This is a genomic window from Oceanobacillus sp. M60, assembly GCF_053839645.1.
On sequence record NZ_JBSSNH010000001.1, the window covers coordinates 324,032 to 337,385 of the forward strand.

The window sequence follows — 13,354 nt, forward strand, 5'->3', positions numbered from 1 at the left end:
ATATTACCTATCAACTGCAGCATAATGATAGAAAGGCAGGAAAAACAGCAGATGATCAAATTAGAGAATGTCACAAAAGTTTTCCCCTCCAAAAAAGGAAAGGATGTTACTGCACTGGACGATGTGACGATTTCTGTCAATAAAGGAGAAATCCATGGCGTAATCGGCTACAGCGGTGCAGGAAAAAGTACATTAATTCGCTGTGTCAATTTACTGGAGTCTCCTTCGAAAGGAAAGGTTTGGATTGATGGAACCGACTTAACGAAGCTGTCAAAAGAAAAGCTCCGGCAAACAAGACAAAAGGTCGGCATGATTTTTCAGCATTTTAATTTATTAAGGACTGCCAGTGTCTATGATAACATTGCGATTCCATTAAAATTACTCGGCGTACCGAAGGCAGAGGTTAAGGAAAGAGTCATGAAATACTTAGATATTGTCGATTTATCTGAGAAAAAAGATGCTTATCCTTCCCAGCTTTCCGGCGGTCAAAAGCAGCGTGTCGCTATTGCCAGGGCGCTGTCACAGGAGCCACAGGTCCTCCTGAGCGATGAGGCAACCAGCGCACTCGACCCAGAAACGACAAATTCCATTCTCGAACTATTATTAAAAATTAATGCAGAGCTTGGGATCACAATACTATTAATCACGCACGAAATGAACGTTATCCAAAAAATATGCGATTATGTCTATGTTATTGAAAACGGAAACCTCATTGAACAAGGTTCGACGATAGAACTATTTACAAAACCTAAACAGCCGACGACTAAAAAGTTCTTAAATACCATTTCACAACGAAAATTATCGGATCGTTTAATTGATGAATTGAATTTAGAAGGCAAAGTAATTCGTTTAACCTTCCTTGGTGAAAATACAGGTCAGCCGCTGTTGTCTAAGGTAACACAGCAATTTTATGTAGAGCCGAATATTCTGACTGCCAATATTATCGAATTAAAAAATGGCATTGTCGGCAACCTTGTCGTTCATTTGATTGGCAGTGAGCATCAAGTAGAACATTCTCTCTCCTTCTTAAAAGAACAAGGCGTAGAAGTAGAAGAATTGGGGGTGAATTAACATGCAGGCATTTATTGATCAATGGGGTTCAGAGTTTTATGATGCCATAATAGAAACTCTTCAAATGGTTTTAATCTCTTTGTTTTTCGCTGTTATTATCGGCGTTATTTTAGCTATTCTATTAGTTTTGACACGTCCGGGACAACCCTTGCAAAATAAGTTTGTTTATCAGTCTTTAAACCTGCTGATTAACGTCATCCGGTCCATTCCATTTATTATTCTTTTATTCTTTATGCTTCCTTTCACCAAATTGATTGTAGGTGTAACCATTGGTGTAAAAGGAGTTATTGTGCCGCTCGTTGTCAATGCAGCTCCTTATATCGCCAGACTGATTGAATCCTCCCTGTTAGAGGTCAACCAAGGTGTTATCGAAGCATATCGAGCGATGGGAGTAAAGACACATCAAATTATTTGGAATGTGATGCTGCGTGAAGCGAGACCAGCCATTGTTCTTGCATTAACCATCGCAACAATCAGCCTTATCGGGGCAACTGCTATGGCCGGATTAGTCGGCGCTGGAGGCCTGGGTGACTTAGCTTACCGATTTGGACACTTGCGTTATGAAACAGACGTCATGTACGTTACGGTTATTATGCTCGTTATTATCGTTCAAGGTCTTCAGTCTCTTGGAAACCGACTCGCCGAACGATTGAAAAAAGATTAATTGGAGGAAAAAATATGACAACCTCATCCAAGAAAGGCTCTTTCTTAGAGCATATAACCATACAAGATTCCTTTCCAACTGGCACTGCACAGCTTGAAGCTGCAGCAAAGCATGCCCTGCCGGCAGAAGTATTTGGCCACATCCGCTCTGGTGCCGGCGGGGAAGAAACGTTAAGAAAAAACAGAGAAGCCTTTGAGAAATATTCGATTATTCCCAGGTTTTTACGTAATGTCTCCGAAGTGGACACATCTATACGTATTTTAGGAAAAGAATATGCTTCCCCATTAATGGTCGCTCCGATAGGACATTTAAAAATGGTTCATGAAGAACCTGACTTTGCCATTGCAAATGTTGCGGCTTCGATGAATATTCCATACATTCAAAGCACTGTTACAGCAAGATCTATCGAAGAAGTCTCGGAAGCTGTTCCTCATGGACCAAAATGGTTTCAATTATACTGGTCCAATAATGATGCTATTTCCTACAGTATGGCAGAACGCGCAGAAAAAGCCGGATATGAAGCGATAGTGGTCACCGTGGATACTATGATTCTCGGGTGGCGTGAAGATGATATGAGGCATCAGTACTCCCCATTGAAAAAAGGGTATGGAAAAGCAAACTATGTCCAGGATCCTGCATTTCAAGAAGGCTTAAAGGATGGACAGGATGAAGTTGAATCAATTATTGAAAACCTTCATCACCCATCCCTTCATTGGGACAATATAACGGCATTACGTCAACGTACGAAGCTGCCAATTTTTCTAAAAGGCATCCTTCATCCTGAAGATGCAAAACAAGCAATAAAAGCCGGAATAGACGGGATTATTGTCTCCAATCATGGCGGCAGACAAATGGACGGAATCATACCAAGTCTGGAAGCATTACCAGCTATACGCGAAGCTGTTGGTCCAGATTTCCCCTTGCTGCTTGATAGCGGCATCCGCCGGGGAGCAGATGTCATCAAAGCCCTGGCGCTTGGCGCAGATGCGATTTTATTTGGGCGTCCGTATACCTACGCGCTTGCACTTCAGGGAGAAGCAGGCGTTCAGAAGATATTCGCTAACCTTGCGCAAGAAGTTGCTGTATCGATGGCATTATCTGGAGCTAAGACAATAGAAGAAGTAAAGCAGCTCACATTGAAAATTGCTGCTGATAACTAAGTATATATACAGAGCGGCCTCTTGACGGAGACGCTCTTTTCTTTCATCATAATCATATAATATTATGAAAAAGCTATAAGGAGATTTTAAGCATGAGCGTTATTCCCGAAATTTTAGCACATATCGAAACAGCTTACGAGGCGCATAAGCCCGTTTCATTTATTCGTGAAAACTATACAATCAGCGAAGACGAAGCATATCAAGTGCAGCATGCGTTTATTAACAAACGTGTTCAGGAGGGTGATTCGGTCGCGGGCTATAAAATCAGTATGACCAGCAAAGAAACACAGGCAATTGCTGATACACACGAGCCTGCCTACGGAACCATTCTGACATCACAAGTGTTACAGGGAGATGCTGAGTATGCCCTATCCCATTTATTCTCTCCCTTGATTGAACCTGAATTGATGTTTTTCATCAATGAAGATATCTCAAACAACGCAGATGTTCAGGAAATCATCGAAAAAACTTCTGTTGCTCCGGGAATTGAAATTCCAGATGCAAGATATATCAACTGGTTCCCGAATTTTTCATTAATGGATTTGCTATCTGACAATACAGCAACAGGCAGAATAGTTACAGGCAGCCCTGTTCCTTCTCCCAGCATAGAAAAGCTCGGTGCAATTGATCTCGATTTAAAATATAATGGAAAAACAACACATACCGGATGCTCTGATGCGGTATTAGATAATCCTGTCAATGCGGTTAAATGGCTTGTGGAGAAATTAGCCAGTCATAACTTGTCTTTGCAAAAAGGCATGGTGGTTTCTTCTGGAACATTTATTTCGCCATTTGAAGCAGAAGCAGGTGAATATCTTGCCAGCTACCGTGATATTGGCAGTGTGAAAATAACCTTGATTTAAGCGTGATATAGAGAATATGGGGTGACTTATGATAAATAGGAAAGAGAATATTATATCAGGGGTTTTATTTATTATTGCAGGGATTTTAATTACTTTTTTCTTAAATACAGCAACTATGATTATTGCACTTTTTTTAATTACTGTACCTGCAATTTACGATTGTTACAAGAAGCCGACACTTGCTAAAATACTTTTTTATATTATTGTATTTGGAGCCTTTTCTGTTTACCTTGTTTTCTATATTTAGAATAAGAAGTAACATCAGGCAGTGGATGGTGTTACTTCTTATTCAAGTCTTAAGTTAAAGATGGGATTGCTATTCATAATCAATCAGAATAGCAATCCATTATTTTTTCTATTATTCAATTTAGCTGCAGAATTCAATGAAAACAGGAAAACTAATTTATTTTGTTAAATAGGAGCTCTCCCATAACGGAAGCGCTGTTCCAATATTGTTCTTTAATGCATTTTGATATACTTTATATGCCCAGGCAACGTCTTCTGTAGGAAGACCTCCAGTCATACAAATAATAACTTCATCTTCTGTATTTCTTCCCGTCTTTTGACCTGAAATAATATCCCCGATATCATCAACCGTGCTGTCATCAAATTCACCGTTATGGATGAGCTCTAATAGTTGACCTGACATCGTCCAATCACGAATGCTGGCTATACCATCAGGATGTGATAATCCATCTTCCAGCCATTTTTTATGCATAGACCATAAATCTGAAACGATTCTTGATTGATTGTAAACTTCTTGAGATAAATCTGCTGCTCCTGTAAGAATGATAAGCGCCCCAGGCTTTATACTTTCCTTCTTTATTTCTGGCTTAATTTTCCCAGATGTAGCAACAGTTACAATATCGGATTGCTGAATACAGTGATCCAAATCATCGACTACTTCAACGAAAAGATTCAATTGCCTTTCCAATTTATCAGCAATTTGTTTTCCTTTTTCTAAATTAATATCAAAAAGGACAATCTTTTCAAGCGTACTAACGGAACTTGCTATTGCTTCGATACAAGACTGATTGATTGCACCGCCTCCAACAGCACCTAAAACTTTTGCGTCTTTCTTAGCAAGATGTTTTGAAATAACTCCAGGCACTGCACCCGTTCGCATAGAACTGATTAAGTTCCCCGCCATGATTGCCAGCGGTGCTCCTGTTTCTTTATCATTAAGTGTAAAAGTATGAATGGAACGCGGCAGTTCTTTATCCATATTTTCAACATTAGAGCCATACCATTTATTACCTATTACATCGAATGCTCCTCCGAGATAGGAAATAAGTGACATAAACCTTCGATCTGGACCTGCTTTTGGTATATTTTCAAATGGCTCCTCTTTATTAAACCAAAGCATTAAACCATGATCATTTCTGTTTGGTCCTCCCAGCATATAATCGCCTTTCCCTATAAGATGAAACATTTCCTCAATGGTGCTGACACATTCTTTCATATCAAGAACACCAGCCTCAATTAATTCTTCTTCCTGTAAGTATAAAAATTCTACCTTCTCACTCACTTTGATCTCTCCTTTGAATTTAATATAATCCATTTTTTATAGTAGGATACTGTTAATATCACGAAACTAATAACTATCGTAATCACGACAAAGAGCCAATGATGCCCATTTAATATAAGCAGCGGTGAAAATGTAATAATTGCGATTTCCACTGGCGCTATTGGTATATACGCCAACCCAAATTCATCTAACGTATTGCTTTTTAATTTTGGGTCAACGATTCTTAATAATGCAATTGCTGTTGCAACAGCCCCCGTAATCCACCCGAATGTAAAAATTCCTTTTTCAAACCAATTTTCCTGGAAATAATACCTTGATAAAACTTTATAAAAAATATAGCTGAGAATGATGCCAAATATAATAAGAATGCTAAATGGCACAATATTATCAGCAACTACCGTCAAGTTGATAGATGCAATGCCAAATGCAACTAGAAAATCAGTTGCATTCCCCCCTATACTGCTCATGATTTTATGATCAACATAATCGTCTGCTTTAATCCATTCTAAAAAATATCTCAGTAATAGACCGACTAAAAAAGCAAGAGAAAATGCTGGAATGGATAAACTTGCATAGAGTGATTCGCCCAGTTGGCTTAGATAATACCCAATTGAAGTAGCAATCAAAACAAGAATCAGATGAAATGCAAAAGGATCAATTAAAATACTTGATACTGTATTTTCTCCTAGTGGATCTCGCTTATCTTTCGGTAATAAACCAGATTTCAATTCATTGGGAAGCTTATCAAAACTGCTAATATAATTTGTATTTCCTTTATTTGCATTAGATTTTATTAATAGCAACCCTATTCCAATCGCTAAGATAGCTCCTATGGTTGCTGAAGTCATTGCTAATGTAGTAGCTTCTTCCCATCCCTGACTCTGGAAGGCTTCTCCTATTGCGGCTGCGGTGCCATGCCCTCCGACAAAACCTGCTGCAAGCAGCAAACCAAATCCATTAAGCACATCAAATATCGGTACTAATAACGCTAATGCAAATAATAATCCCCCTCCCCACATAAGAAGCATAATAACCTGAGAATAAGACCATAATCTTCCTACTTTATCAAACATATCTGACCATTTAAATTTTGGTGTTGATAAAGGAAGCGCAGCAAATACTACTGCAATCAATAAAGAAGGATACGTGCTGATTAGTTCTGAAAATGGCAATATATTCAATCCATGGCTTCCTAAAAGCAAACCAAGGATTCCGGCAATAATACTTGCAGGCATAAACGACCGTTGAAATATTCCCACTTTTGCTCTCAGAAAAGTTCCAACCAGCAATAGTGCAGAAATGATACCAAAGTCGATTAAAATATCCCAAACATTAAACTCCATATTGTAACCCCTTTCATGTTGTTTTATAACACTATATCATTAATTTAGGAAAAAATAAACCAAAATATTTAAAAAGGAATTATTTTTCCTTAATTATAATATATTCTCCAAACTGGTATAATTATAATTACAAAGGAGGAATGAACTTTGGACTTAAAAGATAGATTAATAGCTATTCAGAATAATTTACCCCGTCAACAGCAAAGTCTGTGTAAATATGTTATTCAGAATATAGATGATGTATCAACAATGACGATTAATGAATTATCAAAAAACAGCCAGGTAGGGACAACAACCATCCTAAGGTTTATTGATAAAATTGGTTATAAAAAATATCCAGATTTTAAAAAGGACATCATCAAATATGCTTTCAATAATAAAAAAAATACATGGTGGCATTTACAAAAATCATTAGAGGAAATAGACGAATCAGAGAACTCCATGATGAAGGTTGGATATAGCAGCATACAAGATATTGAATCCATGTTAAGAGAGCTTGATTTAAAGCAATATACTCAATTTCTAAACATGCTCCTCCAATCAAAAAAGCTGTACTTTCTAGGCATGAGAACCTCGGTATCCATTGCGCTTTATTTTGAATTGATGCTTCGGGGAATCAGGGACAATATAACACAATTAAGCGGCAACAATGATTTCTTATATGATGAATCTTTAAAATTTCACCAAAATGATTTATTAATTGTAATTGCTTTGTCTCCTTACACAAAACAAAGCGTTGATTTTGTTAAATACTGCCGTAACCATAAAGACATCTCTATCGCTCTGATTACCGATATCGAAACATGTCCTATTATTCCTGATAGTGATGCACACTTAGTAGTCGGACAGAGTAAAAATCGCTACAGTATTATTCCTGCTATTGCTTTAATCGAATCACTCATCATTGACTTAGGAAAAAAAGATCCGGATTCTGTTGCTAAAATTTCAGAATTAAATAAGGTGCATCAAGATAATCATATTACTACAATGTAAATGAGCGGGTTGTGAAAACATCTATATAATATTTTTTGTGTTTAAAACTTAACTCCATTTTTTTATATCGATATTTTTCATAGTATAAAAAAAGAGCGTCATCTGTTAAAGTAAAAAATAAAGCTTATAAACACACTTCAAACAGTAGGTATTTTTGTTTTTCTCCCACTGATTGATTAGTTGAGCGGTTCAGGGAGTTAGCGCCTTTATCTCCTGACTAAATAATTTTATTCACTCTTTATTTTAAGGCAGAAGTTTTTGGACGCTCTCTGTAATAAAAGAATTGGTTTTTACTCAAATTAACAATATACAAGCAAAGCAGTACGTAACAGGGGTGTGCGTAAGATGAATGAATGGTACAAACTTGATAATGCGGGGAAAATGTTTCACGCTGTGTCTGAACAGACGAATTCTTCCGTCTTTCGGATGGCTGCGGTAATGAAGGAGCCCGTACAACCTGATGAGCTTCAGCACGCACTCGACGATGTTCTTAAGCGTCTGCCTATGTTTGCTGTAAAGCTCAGCAAAGGCGTGTTCTGGGATTTTCTTGTGGAGAATAAAGAAAAGCTTTTTGTGCATTATGAAAATCAATATCCATGCGCTCCCATTGACCCATTGGAAACAAATGGATTTTTAATGCGCGTTACTTATTATAAAAAAAGAATTGCTGTGGAATTTTTTCATTCTGTAACAGATGGCACTGGCGCTTTAGAATTTATTAAAGCACTTGTTTATCAGTATCTCGTTCATTTAGGGAAAGATGTAAGCTATGCAAGTACATTAATTGATATTCACGATGAACCCAGCTATTACGAAAGCGATGACAGCTATCAGAATTATGTTACGGATGAAAAACCCGAAAAATTTAAAGAAGCACCTTCCTATCAAATTCGCGGCGGAGCAATTGATCAGACAGTTGCCGTCCACGGAAAAATGAGTGCGGAAAAGGTACACCAGCTTGCTAAAGCGCATGGAACGACTATTACTGCGTTTATTTCAGCACTTCTTATTGCAGCTATTTATAAAGAGAGATTGAAATTCCGTGCTTATCAGGAGGAAATAAAAATCGCCATTCCTGTCAATTTAAGAAATCTTTTTCCTTCAAATACACTTCGTAATTTTTTTGGTGTGGTTAATATCGGGATGGCAGTAACAGAGAAAACAACTTTAGAAGAAATCATTACAGAAATATCAAAGCAATTACGGGAAAAAGTACGGAGAGAAAGCTTACAGCAAAGTATTAATGACCGGGTCAAATGGCAGACTAGACTGACAGCAAGGTTCATTCCGCTTCCGTTAAAATACCATGCCATACGTTATGGATATAGAAGCTTTAGTGAGCGTACCAAAGCAATGACGATGACAAACGTCGGAAAAGTACAGCTTCCAGAATCAATGAAATCACATATTTCACATATGGAACTCATTTTATATCCAACCAAGAAAAGTCCCATTAATGGTGCGATGATTGCAGTTGGCGATGAACTTGTAATCACATTTTCCAGAATGATTAAAGAAGCGGATATTATTCGTACCTTTTTCAGAGAACTTTCTAAGACATATAACCTGGAGATAGAGGTCTATTCCAATGACAGCAGGTGAAAACAATGCAACATTATTGCAATAATTGCAATACCTATACAAAACAGCAATATTGTCCACTCTGCAAGAATAAGCTTTCTCAGAAATCAGGAGACAATGAATATTATCCTATTTATGAAACCAAAGTCAAACGACGCCGTTTTGCGCAGCGGCTTGTCTTATTTGTTGCTATTTTTATTGTCAGTACCAGTATATTAATTAATTTACTGACTAACCCGGATAAATTATGGTTTTTATATGTGTTAAGCCCAGTACTATACAGTCTGTTAACCATAAATCATACCATTCTTTCCAGAGCGCACATTGGGTCCAAGGTGGTTCTTCAAGTTATTGCACTCTCTGTTATGCTATTTATTTTAGATGCAGCTTCCGGAAGCTCTAAATGGTCCATTCACTATGTTATTCCGTTTCTTGTTACGCTGGCAACGTTACTTGTAACAATCATTGTGCTGCGGAAACCTATGAAGTGGCGTGAATACATCGGTTATATGACTACGATGGTTATTCTCGGCTTCCTTCCTGTTATTCTGTTCTTAAGTTCGTGGTCCACTGTATTATGGCCAAGTGCTGCAACAGCTCTCTATGCTTTGATGACACTGATTGGTATGGTACTGTTTTCGGAAAAAACGATGAAAAATGAAATTGTTCGGCGATTTCATTTTTAGCATAAAGGCACATGCTGTCTCTTCATTTATCAGCATGTGCCTTGTTGTTTTATACTAGTACGTTACAATCTATTTATTCTTATTTCCCAATTCCTGCTGAATAACCTCAAATTGCTGTAGAGTTAAACCCGTCACCTGTAAAATAGCCGTTTGGCTTATCCCCTGCTCTAACATTTTGAGTGCCATTTGTTTTGCAGATTCCTTTAGTGCGGACTCCGTTTCAAGCCTTTTGCGTTCTGCTTCTTCTTTCTCCGCTTTCATTGTTTTCCTCTGTTCTTTTATTTCTTCTTTCTCCGCCTTTATTTCTTCATTCTCTGCTTTCAGCTCTTCTTTCTCCATTTTCATTTCTTCTCTTTGCTCTTTCATTTCTTTCATTTCCTGCTCTAACAACTCTCTATCCCGCTTCTTAGATTGCTCATCTAAAATTTGCTTCAAACGGATTTCATATTCCCGCCGTTCTTCTTCTGTACGGCTTAAATCTTCCCAGACCCGTATCGCAACATTTAACGTTTTATCGACCATCGCAATCTCCTCCAGTGGGAAGATGTCTTAACGCGCTGGCTGCTGCTGTTAGGAACGGTAGACCGACGAAAGAATCACTTCTATAATGATATCTATCAAGAAATGAAATTCAACCATATCGGTTAATGGATATTTCTGTTTCATCTCATATAAACGAAAGATATTATGAAAGGCGTCCGTTTCATCCAGCAGGTTAAAATGCATGATATTAATACTAATAACAGGGTACAATTCTTTATAGCTTTGCTCTTCTTTCAGCTGTTCCGAAAAAAGTCTCGACCAATAATACAGCGATCTTTTAATCATATTATACGCATTATTGATTTGAATTTCTATGTTGACCTATTCTTTATTCTCCGTCCTAATTAAGAGGTCTAAACTGGACTTTTTGTCCTCTTCATATTCGCCGCCGATTTCGATATTTTGAAAGTAAAGCTGCTGAATCGGGCTGCTTCCTGATTTGGCTAAAATGGCATTGAGAAAGACGACAGTGATATCCTTATTCTTTTCGTTTCCAAATAGTTGTTTAAAAGCATAGTCTACTTTTAAATCCATTAATTGAATATCCGGTATTCGATGCAGTGCTTTGTTAGTCCGCTCTTTTCTTCTTTGATATTTGTTGTATGACCTGGATTCTTCCTGTACATGCAGAGAGGGTGTTTCTGATGAGGAGTATACTTTTCGGAGACATATTCGGGGCATAAAAAACACATCCTTTTATTTTGATAAGGTGAGTTTCTGAGATGGCTATCTAAATAAAGTGCACAGAACAAACGTTCCTCAATCAAGTCCTTATTTATTTAATTTCCACAGATGGAATAGTCTCTTATTAACGTATGTTTCGCTTTCCCAAAGGCAAAACTAGTCATAACAGAATGGAAAAGGAGAAACTAAAAATGATCGCATTGCATACGAATTTGCCGGGTAAGCAAGGAGTTTTCCTAAAATTAAAGCTGTATTTAAAAGAGCTTGGATTTACGATAGCAGAAAATAGTAACTACCACGGATATTTTAATGGGCTGCTTTCCAGTCAGGCAGAGAGAAAACTATATTTGTATCTTCCCTACCGGGTGCTGCAAGAAGAACATAACCAGCCACCTGTTCAAATTGAATTTGGAAATCCTCAAATTATCCATCACGCTGACATTCGGTATTTCGATTCATTTCAAGCTTATCTTCATAAACCAGATTTATATGATTGGAAACTTAAGGGGGAACAGGCTGTGCAGCAGATTATCAACCATATCGATAACAATCTTTAGTTGAACTTTTCTTTTTCATCCAGCATACTTAAAGATAGATTGCATAAGGAGGAGCTTTATGTATCACTTTGTAGAAGAGCAAATTAAAAAGGCAGTGGATGATGGAGAATTCAATAATTTGCCGGGCAAAGGAGAGCGTCTAGATTTGCGGGATGAATTTGCAGGATTGCCCGAAGAAGTGAAACAATCTTTCCGTATTTTAAAACGGGCAGGCTATCTTTCTGACGAGCAGGAAAATCAGAAGCAGTATATATCGCATCACGACTTAATGAAAATAGCAACAGAAGATAAAATGCAGGCGGATTATACAGAGAAGCAGGCTGCATTTCAAACTTTAACCAAAGAACGAAAACTTGATAAAAGCCGTATTTTTCATAGATATGCAAAAAAGATCAGAAATAAACTGTTTCGCTAGAAGAGGGGTCAACCTGCTGTGGTTAATCCCTCTTTCTTTGTTTATATGATGCGCTCCATCTCTTTTAAAAGCTCATAAGCTCCCTCGGATTCGTTTGAACAAACAATCATCGTCTTCTTCTCATACGGATAATGAACCGCCCGGAAATTGACTCCCGGATCATAGCCCATTTGAATATGCTTTATAATGTTTTTATTGTCGTCTAATTCCATATAACCAGCGTAGCCGTAGAAGATGTTTTCTTCTGCATACACACATTCATGCGGCTGACACACCTGCTTCGTCATTTCTTCAGATAACAGCTGAAAGCTCTTCAAAGCCTTCCAGAACTTAGCCATATCAGCTACAGTAACATATGCGCCCCCATCCGGGCCGCCCTTAGCCGGAAGGGAATACATATTTGTTTTCCATTTGCCCTCTGAGTCTTCCATATAACCTAATGCTGTCCGTTCCGGCAAATCATCCATTTCAAAATATCCTGAATCGCTCATGTCTGCCGCTTTAAAAATATGTTCCTCTACAAAAGAAGAAAAACTGCAGCCGGCAACCTGTTCTACAATCAAGCCTAATAAAATATAGCCTGAATTATTATATTGAAAGGAATCACCTGGATGTTTCTGCATCCTTTTATGTTGAAAAAGCGGGAGAAAATCTTTTGGCGACCTGACTTTATACATTGGCAGATACTCCCACAGCTGCTCATAATCATCCATCTCTTCCTCATCAAAATAATCCGGCACACCAGAAGTATGCGTCAGTAAATGGTGAATGGTAATATTCTTATCAAAATAAGGAAACTCCTCCATTACACAATCATGCAGCTTTGTCGCAAAAGTTATTTTTCCCATTTCCACCAGCTTAGCTACAGCAACTGCAGTAAACAATTTGCACCCCGAGGCAATACCAAATCGTGTATCTGTCTGATTCTTTAGTTTCTCAGCTCGATTTCTATAGCCGCTGCTTCCTGTGATGACTTCAGCCTGTTTTTTAGCATAGAACGCTCCTGAAAAATGATATTTCTTTTGCGCTTCCATCAGTTTGTTCCGCTTATTTTCTATATTCATTTTTTGTCCCTCCTGAAATCTTTGTTTAATTATGATTTTAAAAGGGAGTCCGCTAAGATGTTCATACCATATAACGAATCATATGAGTTTCCTCCGTTCGTCTTAAGGTTAAGGTTAAGGTTATTATATACTTATTTTCTGAAAATTTAAAGAGGCGGCTGTTTCTGTTAACTTAACCAAAAGCATTTCTTTCTTGTTAATT

The 13,354-nt window shown here is 37.7% G+C and carries 14 protein-coding genes and 1 pseudogene; 10 read left to right on the forward strand and 5 right to left on the reverse strand.

From position 1 onward, the window contains the following. The first annotated feature begins 51 nt into the window (after positions 1-51). The 5 genes from ACW0TQ_RS01665 to ACW0TQ_RS01685 all read left to right on the forward strand — a co-directional run bounded on the left by ACW0TQ_RS01665 (position 52) and on the right by ACW0TQ_RS01685 (position 4,005). On the forward strand, positions 52-1,071 hold the full coding sequence (locus ACW0TQ_RS01665; RefSeq protein WP_193064031.1) for a methionine ABC transporter ATP-binding protein: 1,020 nt from the start codon (positions 52-54) through the stop codon (positions 1,069-1,071). Then, positions 1,067-1,735, forward strand: coding sequence for a methionine ABC transporter permease (locus tag ACW0TQ_RS01670; protein ID WP_139089063.1), 669 nt, complete (start codon positions 1,067-1,069; stop codon positions 1,733-1,735). Before ACW0TQ_RS01665 ends, ACW0TQ_RS01670 begins: the two co-directional genes overlap by 5 nt. Before the next feature lie 14 nt (positions 1,736-1,749). Beyond that, positions 1,750-2,895, forward strand: coding sequence for an alpha-hydroxy-acid oxidizing protein (locus ACW0TQ_RS01675; protein ID WP_368901521.1), 1,146 nt, complete (start codon positions 1,750-1,752; stop codon positions 2,893-2,895). A 92-nt stretch (positions 2,896-2,987) separates the two neighbouring features. Beyond that, positions 2,988-3,758 carry a 2-keto-4-pentenoate hydratase gene (locus tag ACW0TQ_RS01680; protein ID WP_042531939.1) on the forward strand — a complete coding sequence of 257 codons (771 nt, stop codon included), beginning with the start codon at positions 2,988-2,990 and terminating at the stop codon, positions 3,756-3,758. A 28-nt stretch (positions 3,759-3,786) separates the two neighbouring features. Then, complete coding sequence (locus tag ACW0TQ_RS01685; protein WP_042531937.1) at positions 3,787-4,005, forward strand: hypothetical protein; 219 nt, start codon at positions 3,787-3,789, stop codon at positions 4,003-4,005. A 156-nt stretch (positions 4,006-4,161) separates the two neighbouring features. Here the strand turns inward: ACW0TQ_RS01685 and ACW0TQ_RS01690 are convergent, their stop codons facing one another. Together ACW0TQ_RS01690 and ACW0TQ_RS01695 are read right to left on the reverse strand one after the other, a co-directional pair. Next, positions 4,162-5,286, reverse strand: a complete 1,125-nt coding sequence (locus tag ACW0TQ_RS01690) for a tyramine oxidase subunit B (RefSeq protein WP_042531935.1) — start codon at positions 5,284-5,286, stop codon at positions 4,162-4,164. Next, entirely contained in the window at positions 5,283-6,629 is a 1,347-nt protein-coding gene (locus ACW0TQ_RS01695; protein ID WP_455725275.1) for a sodium/glutamate symporter, read from the reverse strand. Before ACW0TQ_RS01695 ends, ACW0TQ_RS01690 begins: the two co-directional genes overlap by 4 nt. A 147-nt stretch (positions 6,630-6,776) precedes the next feature. Between ACW0TQ_RS01695 and ACW0TQ_RS01700 the strand changes: the two genes are divergently transcribed. The 3 genes from ACW0TQ_RS01700 to ACW0TQ_RS01710 all read left to right on the forward strand — a co-directional run bounded on the left by ACW0TQ_RS01700 (position 6,777) and on the right by ACW0TQ_RS01710 (position 9,889). Then, entirely contained in the window at positions 6,777-7,622 is an 846-nt protein-coding gene (locus ACW0TQ_RS01700) for a MurR/RpiR family transcriptional regulator (protein ID WP_042531931.1), read from the forward strand. Between the two features lie 345 nt (positions 7,623-7,967). Beyond that, complete coding sequence (locus ACW0TQ_RS01705; RefSeq protein ID WP_212928640.1) at positions 7,968-9,224, forward strand: phthiocerol/phthiodiolone dimycocerosyl transferase family protein; 1,257 nt, start codon at positions 7,968-7,970, stop codon at positions 9,222-9,224. A gap of 5 nt (positions 9,225-9,229) precedes the next feature. After that, positions 9,230-9,889, forward strand: a complete 660-nt coding sequence (locus ACW0TQ_RS01710; protein ID WP_042531926.1) for a DUF6320 domain-containing protein — start codon at positions 9,230-9,232, stop codon at positions 9,887-9,889. Positions 9,890-9,958: 69 nt separating this feature from the next. Here ACW0TQ_RS01710 and ACW0TQ_RS01715 read toward each other — a convergent pair whose 3' ends face one another. Beyond that, a complete protein-coding gene (locus ACW0TQ_RS01715) occupies positions 9,959-10,411 on the reverse strand; it encodes a hypothetical protein (protein WP_455725276.1) in 453 nt (150 codons plus the stop codon). Between the two features lie 48 nt (positions 10,412-10,459). Beyond that, a pseudogene (locus ACW0TQ_RS01720) lies at positions 10,460-11,113 on the reverse strand (Rpn family recombination-promoting nuclease/putative transposase). A gap of 194 nt (positions 11,114-11,307) precedes the next feature. On the opposite strand from ACW0TQ_RS01720, the gene ACW0TQ_RS01725 reads away from it, so the two are divergent. Both ACW0TQ_RS01725 and ACW0TQ_RS01730 read left to right on the forward strand, forming a co-directional pair. Further along, entirely contained in the window at positions 11,308-11,673 is a 366-nt protein-coding gene (locus tag ACW0TQ_RS01725; RefSeq protein WP_212928643.1) for a YugN family protein, read from the forward strand. Between the two features lie 58 nt (positions 11,674-11,731). Continuing rightward, positions 11,732-12,088: a DnaJ family domain-containing protein gene (locus ACW0TQ_RS01730; RefSeq protein ID WP_042531921.1), complete on the forward strand. Its 357-nt coding sequence runs from the start codon at positions 11,732-11,734 to the stop codon at positions 12,086-12,088. A 41-nt stretch (positions 12,089-12,129) separates the two neighbouring features. On the opposite strand, the gene ACW0TQ_RS01735 is transcribed toward ACW0TQ_RS01730, so the two are convergent. Next, on the reverse strand, positions 12,130-13,152 hold the full coding sequence (locus ACW0TQ_RS01735; RefSeq protein ID WP_042531920.1) for a serine hydrolase domain-containing protein: 1,023 nt from the start codon (positions 13,150-13,152) through the stop codon (positions 12,130-12,132). Positions 13,153-13,354 lie beyond the last annotated feature (202 nt).

Excerpts from the sequence above, each read along its gene's own strand:
- ACW0TQ_RS01665 (WP_193064031.1), top strand. The coding sequence starts at position 52 with ATGATCAAATTAGAGAATGTCACAAAAGTTTTCCCCTCCAAAAAAGGA.
- ACW0TQ_RS01675 (WP_368901521.1), top strand. The coding sequence starts at position 1,750 with ATGACAACCTCATCCAAGAAAGGCTCTTTCTTAGAGCATATAACCATA.
- ACW0TQ_RS01680 (WP_042531939.1), top strand. The coding sequence starts at position 2,988 with ATGAGCGTTATTCCCGAAATTTTAGCACATATCGAAACAGCTTACGAG.
- ACW0TQ_RS01685 (WP_042531937.1), top strand. The coding sequence starts at position 3,787 with ATGATAAATAGGAAAGAGAATATTATATCAGGGGTTTTATTTATTATT.
- ACW0TQ_RS01695 (WP_455725275.1), bottom strand. The coding sequence starts at position 6,629 with ATGGAGTTTAATGTTTGGGATATTTTAATCGACTTTGGTATCATTTCT.
- ACW0TQ_RS01705 (WP_212928640.1), top strand. The coding sequence starts at position 7,968 with ATGAATGAATGGTACAAACTTGATAATGCGGGGAAAATGTTTCACGCT.
- ACW0TQ_RS01710 (WP_042531926.1), top strand. The coding sequence starts at position 9,230 with ATGCAACATTATTGCAATAATTGCAATACCTATACAAAACAGCAATAT.
- ACW0TQ_RS01715 (WP_455725276.1), bottom strand. The coding sequence starts at position 10,411 with ATGGTCGATAAAACGTTAAATGTTGCGATACGGGTCTGGGAAGATTTA.
- ACW0TQ_RS01725 (WP_212928643.1), top strand. The coding sequence starts at position 11,308 with ATGATCGCATTGCATACGAATTTGCCGGGTAAGCAAGGAGTTTTCCTA.
- ACW0TQ_RS01730 (WP_042531921.1), top strand. The coding sequence starts at position 11,732 with ATGTATCACTTTGTAGAAGAGCAAATTAAAAAGGCAGTGGATGATGGA.
- ACW0TQ_RS01735 (WP_042531920.1), bottom strand. The coding sequence starts at position 13,152 with ATGAATATAGAAAATAAGCGGAACAAACTGATGGAAGCGCAAAAGAAA.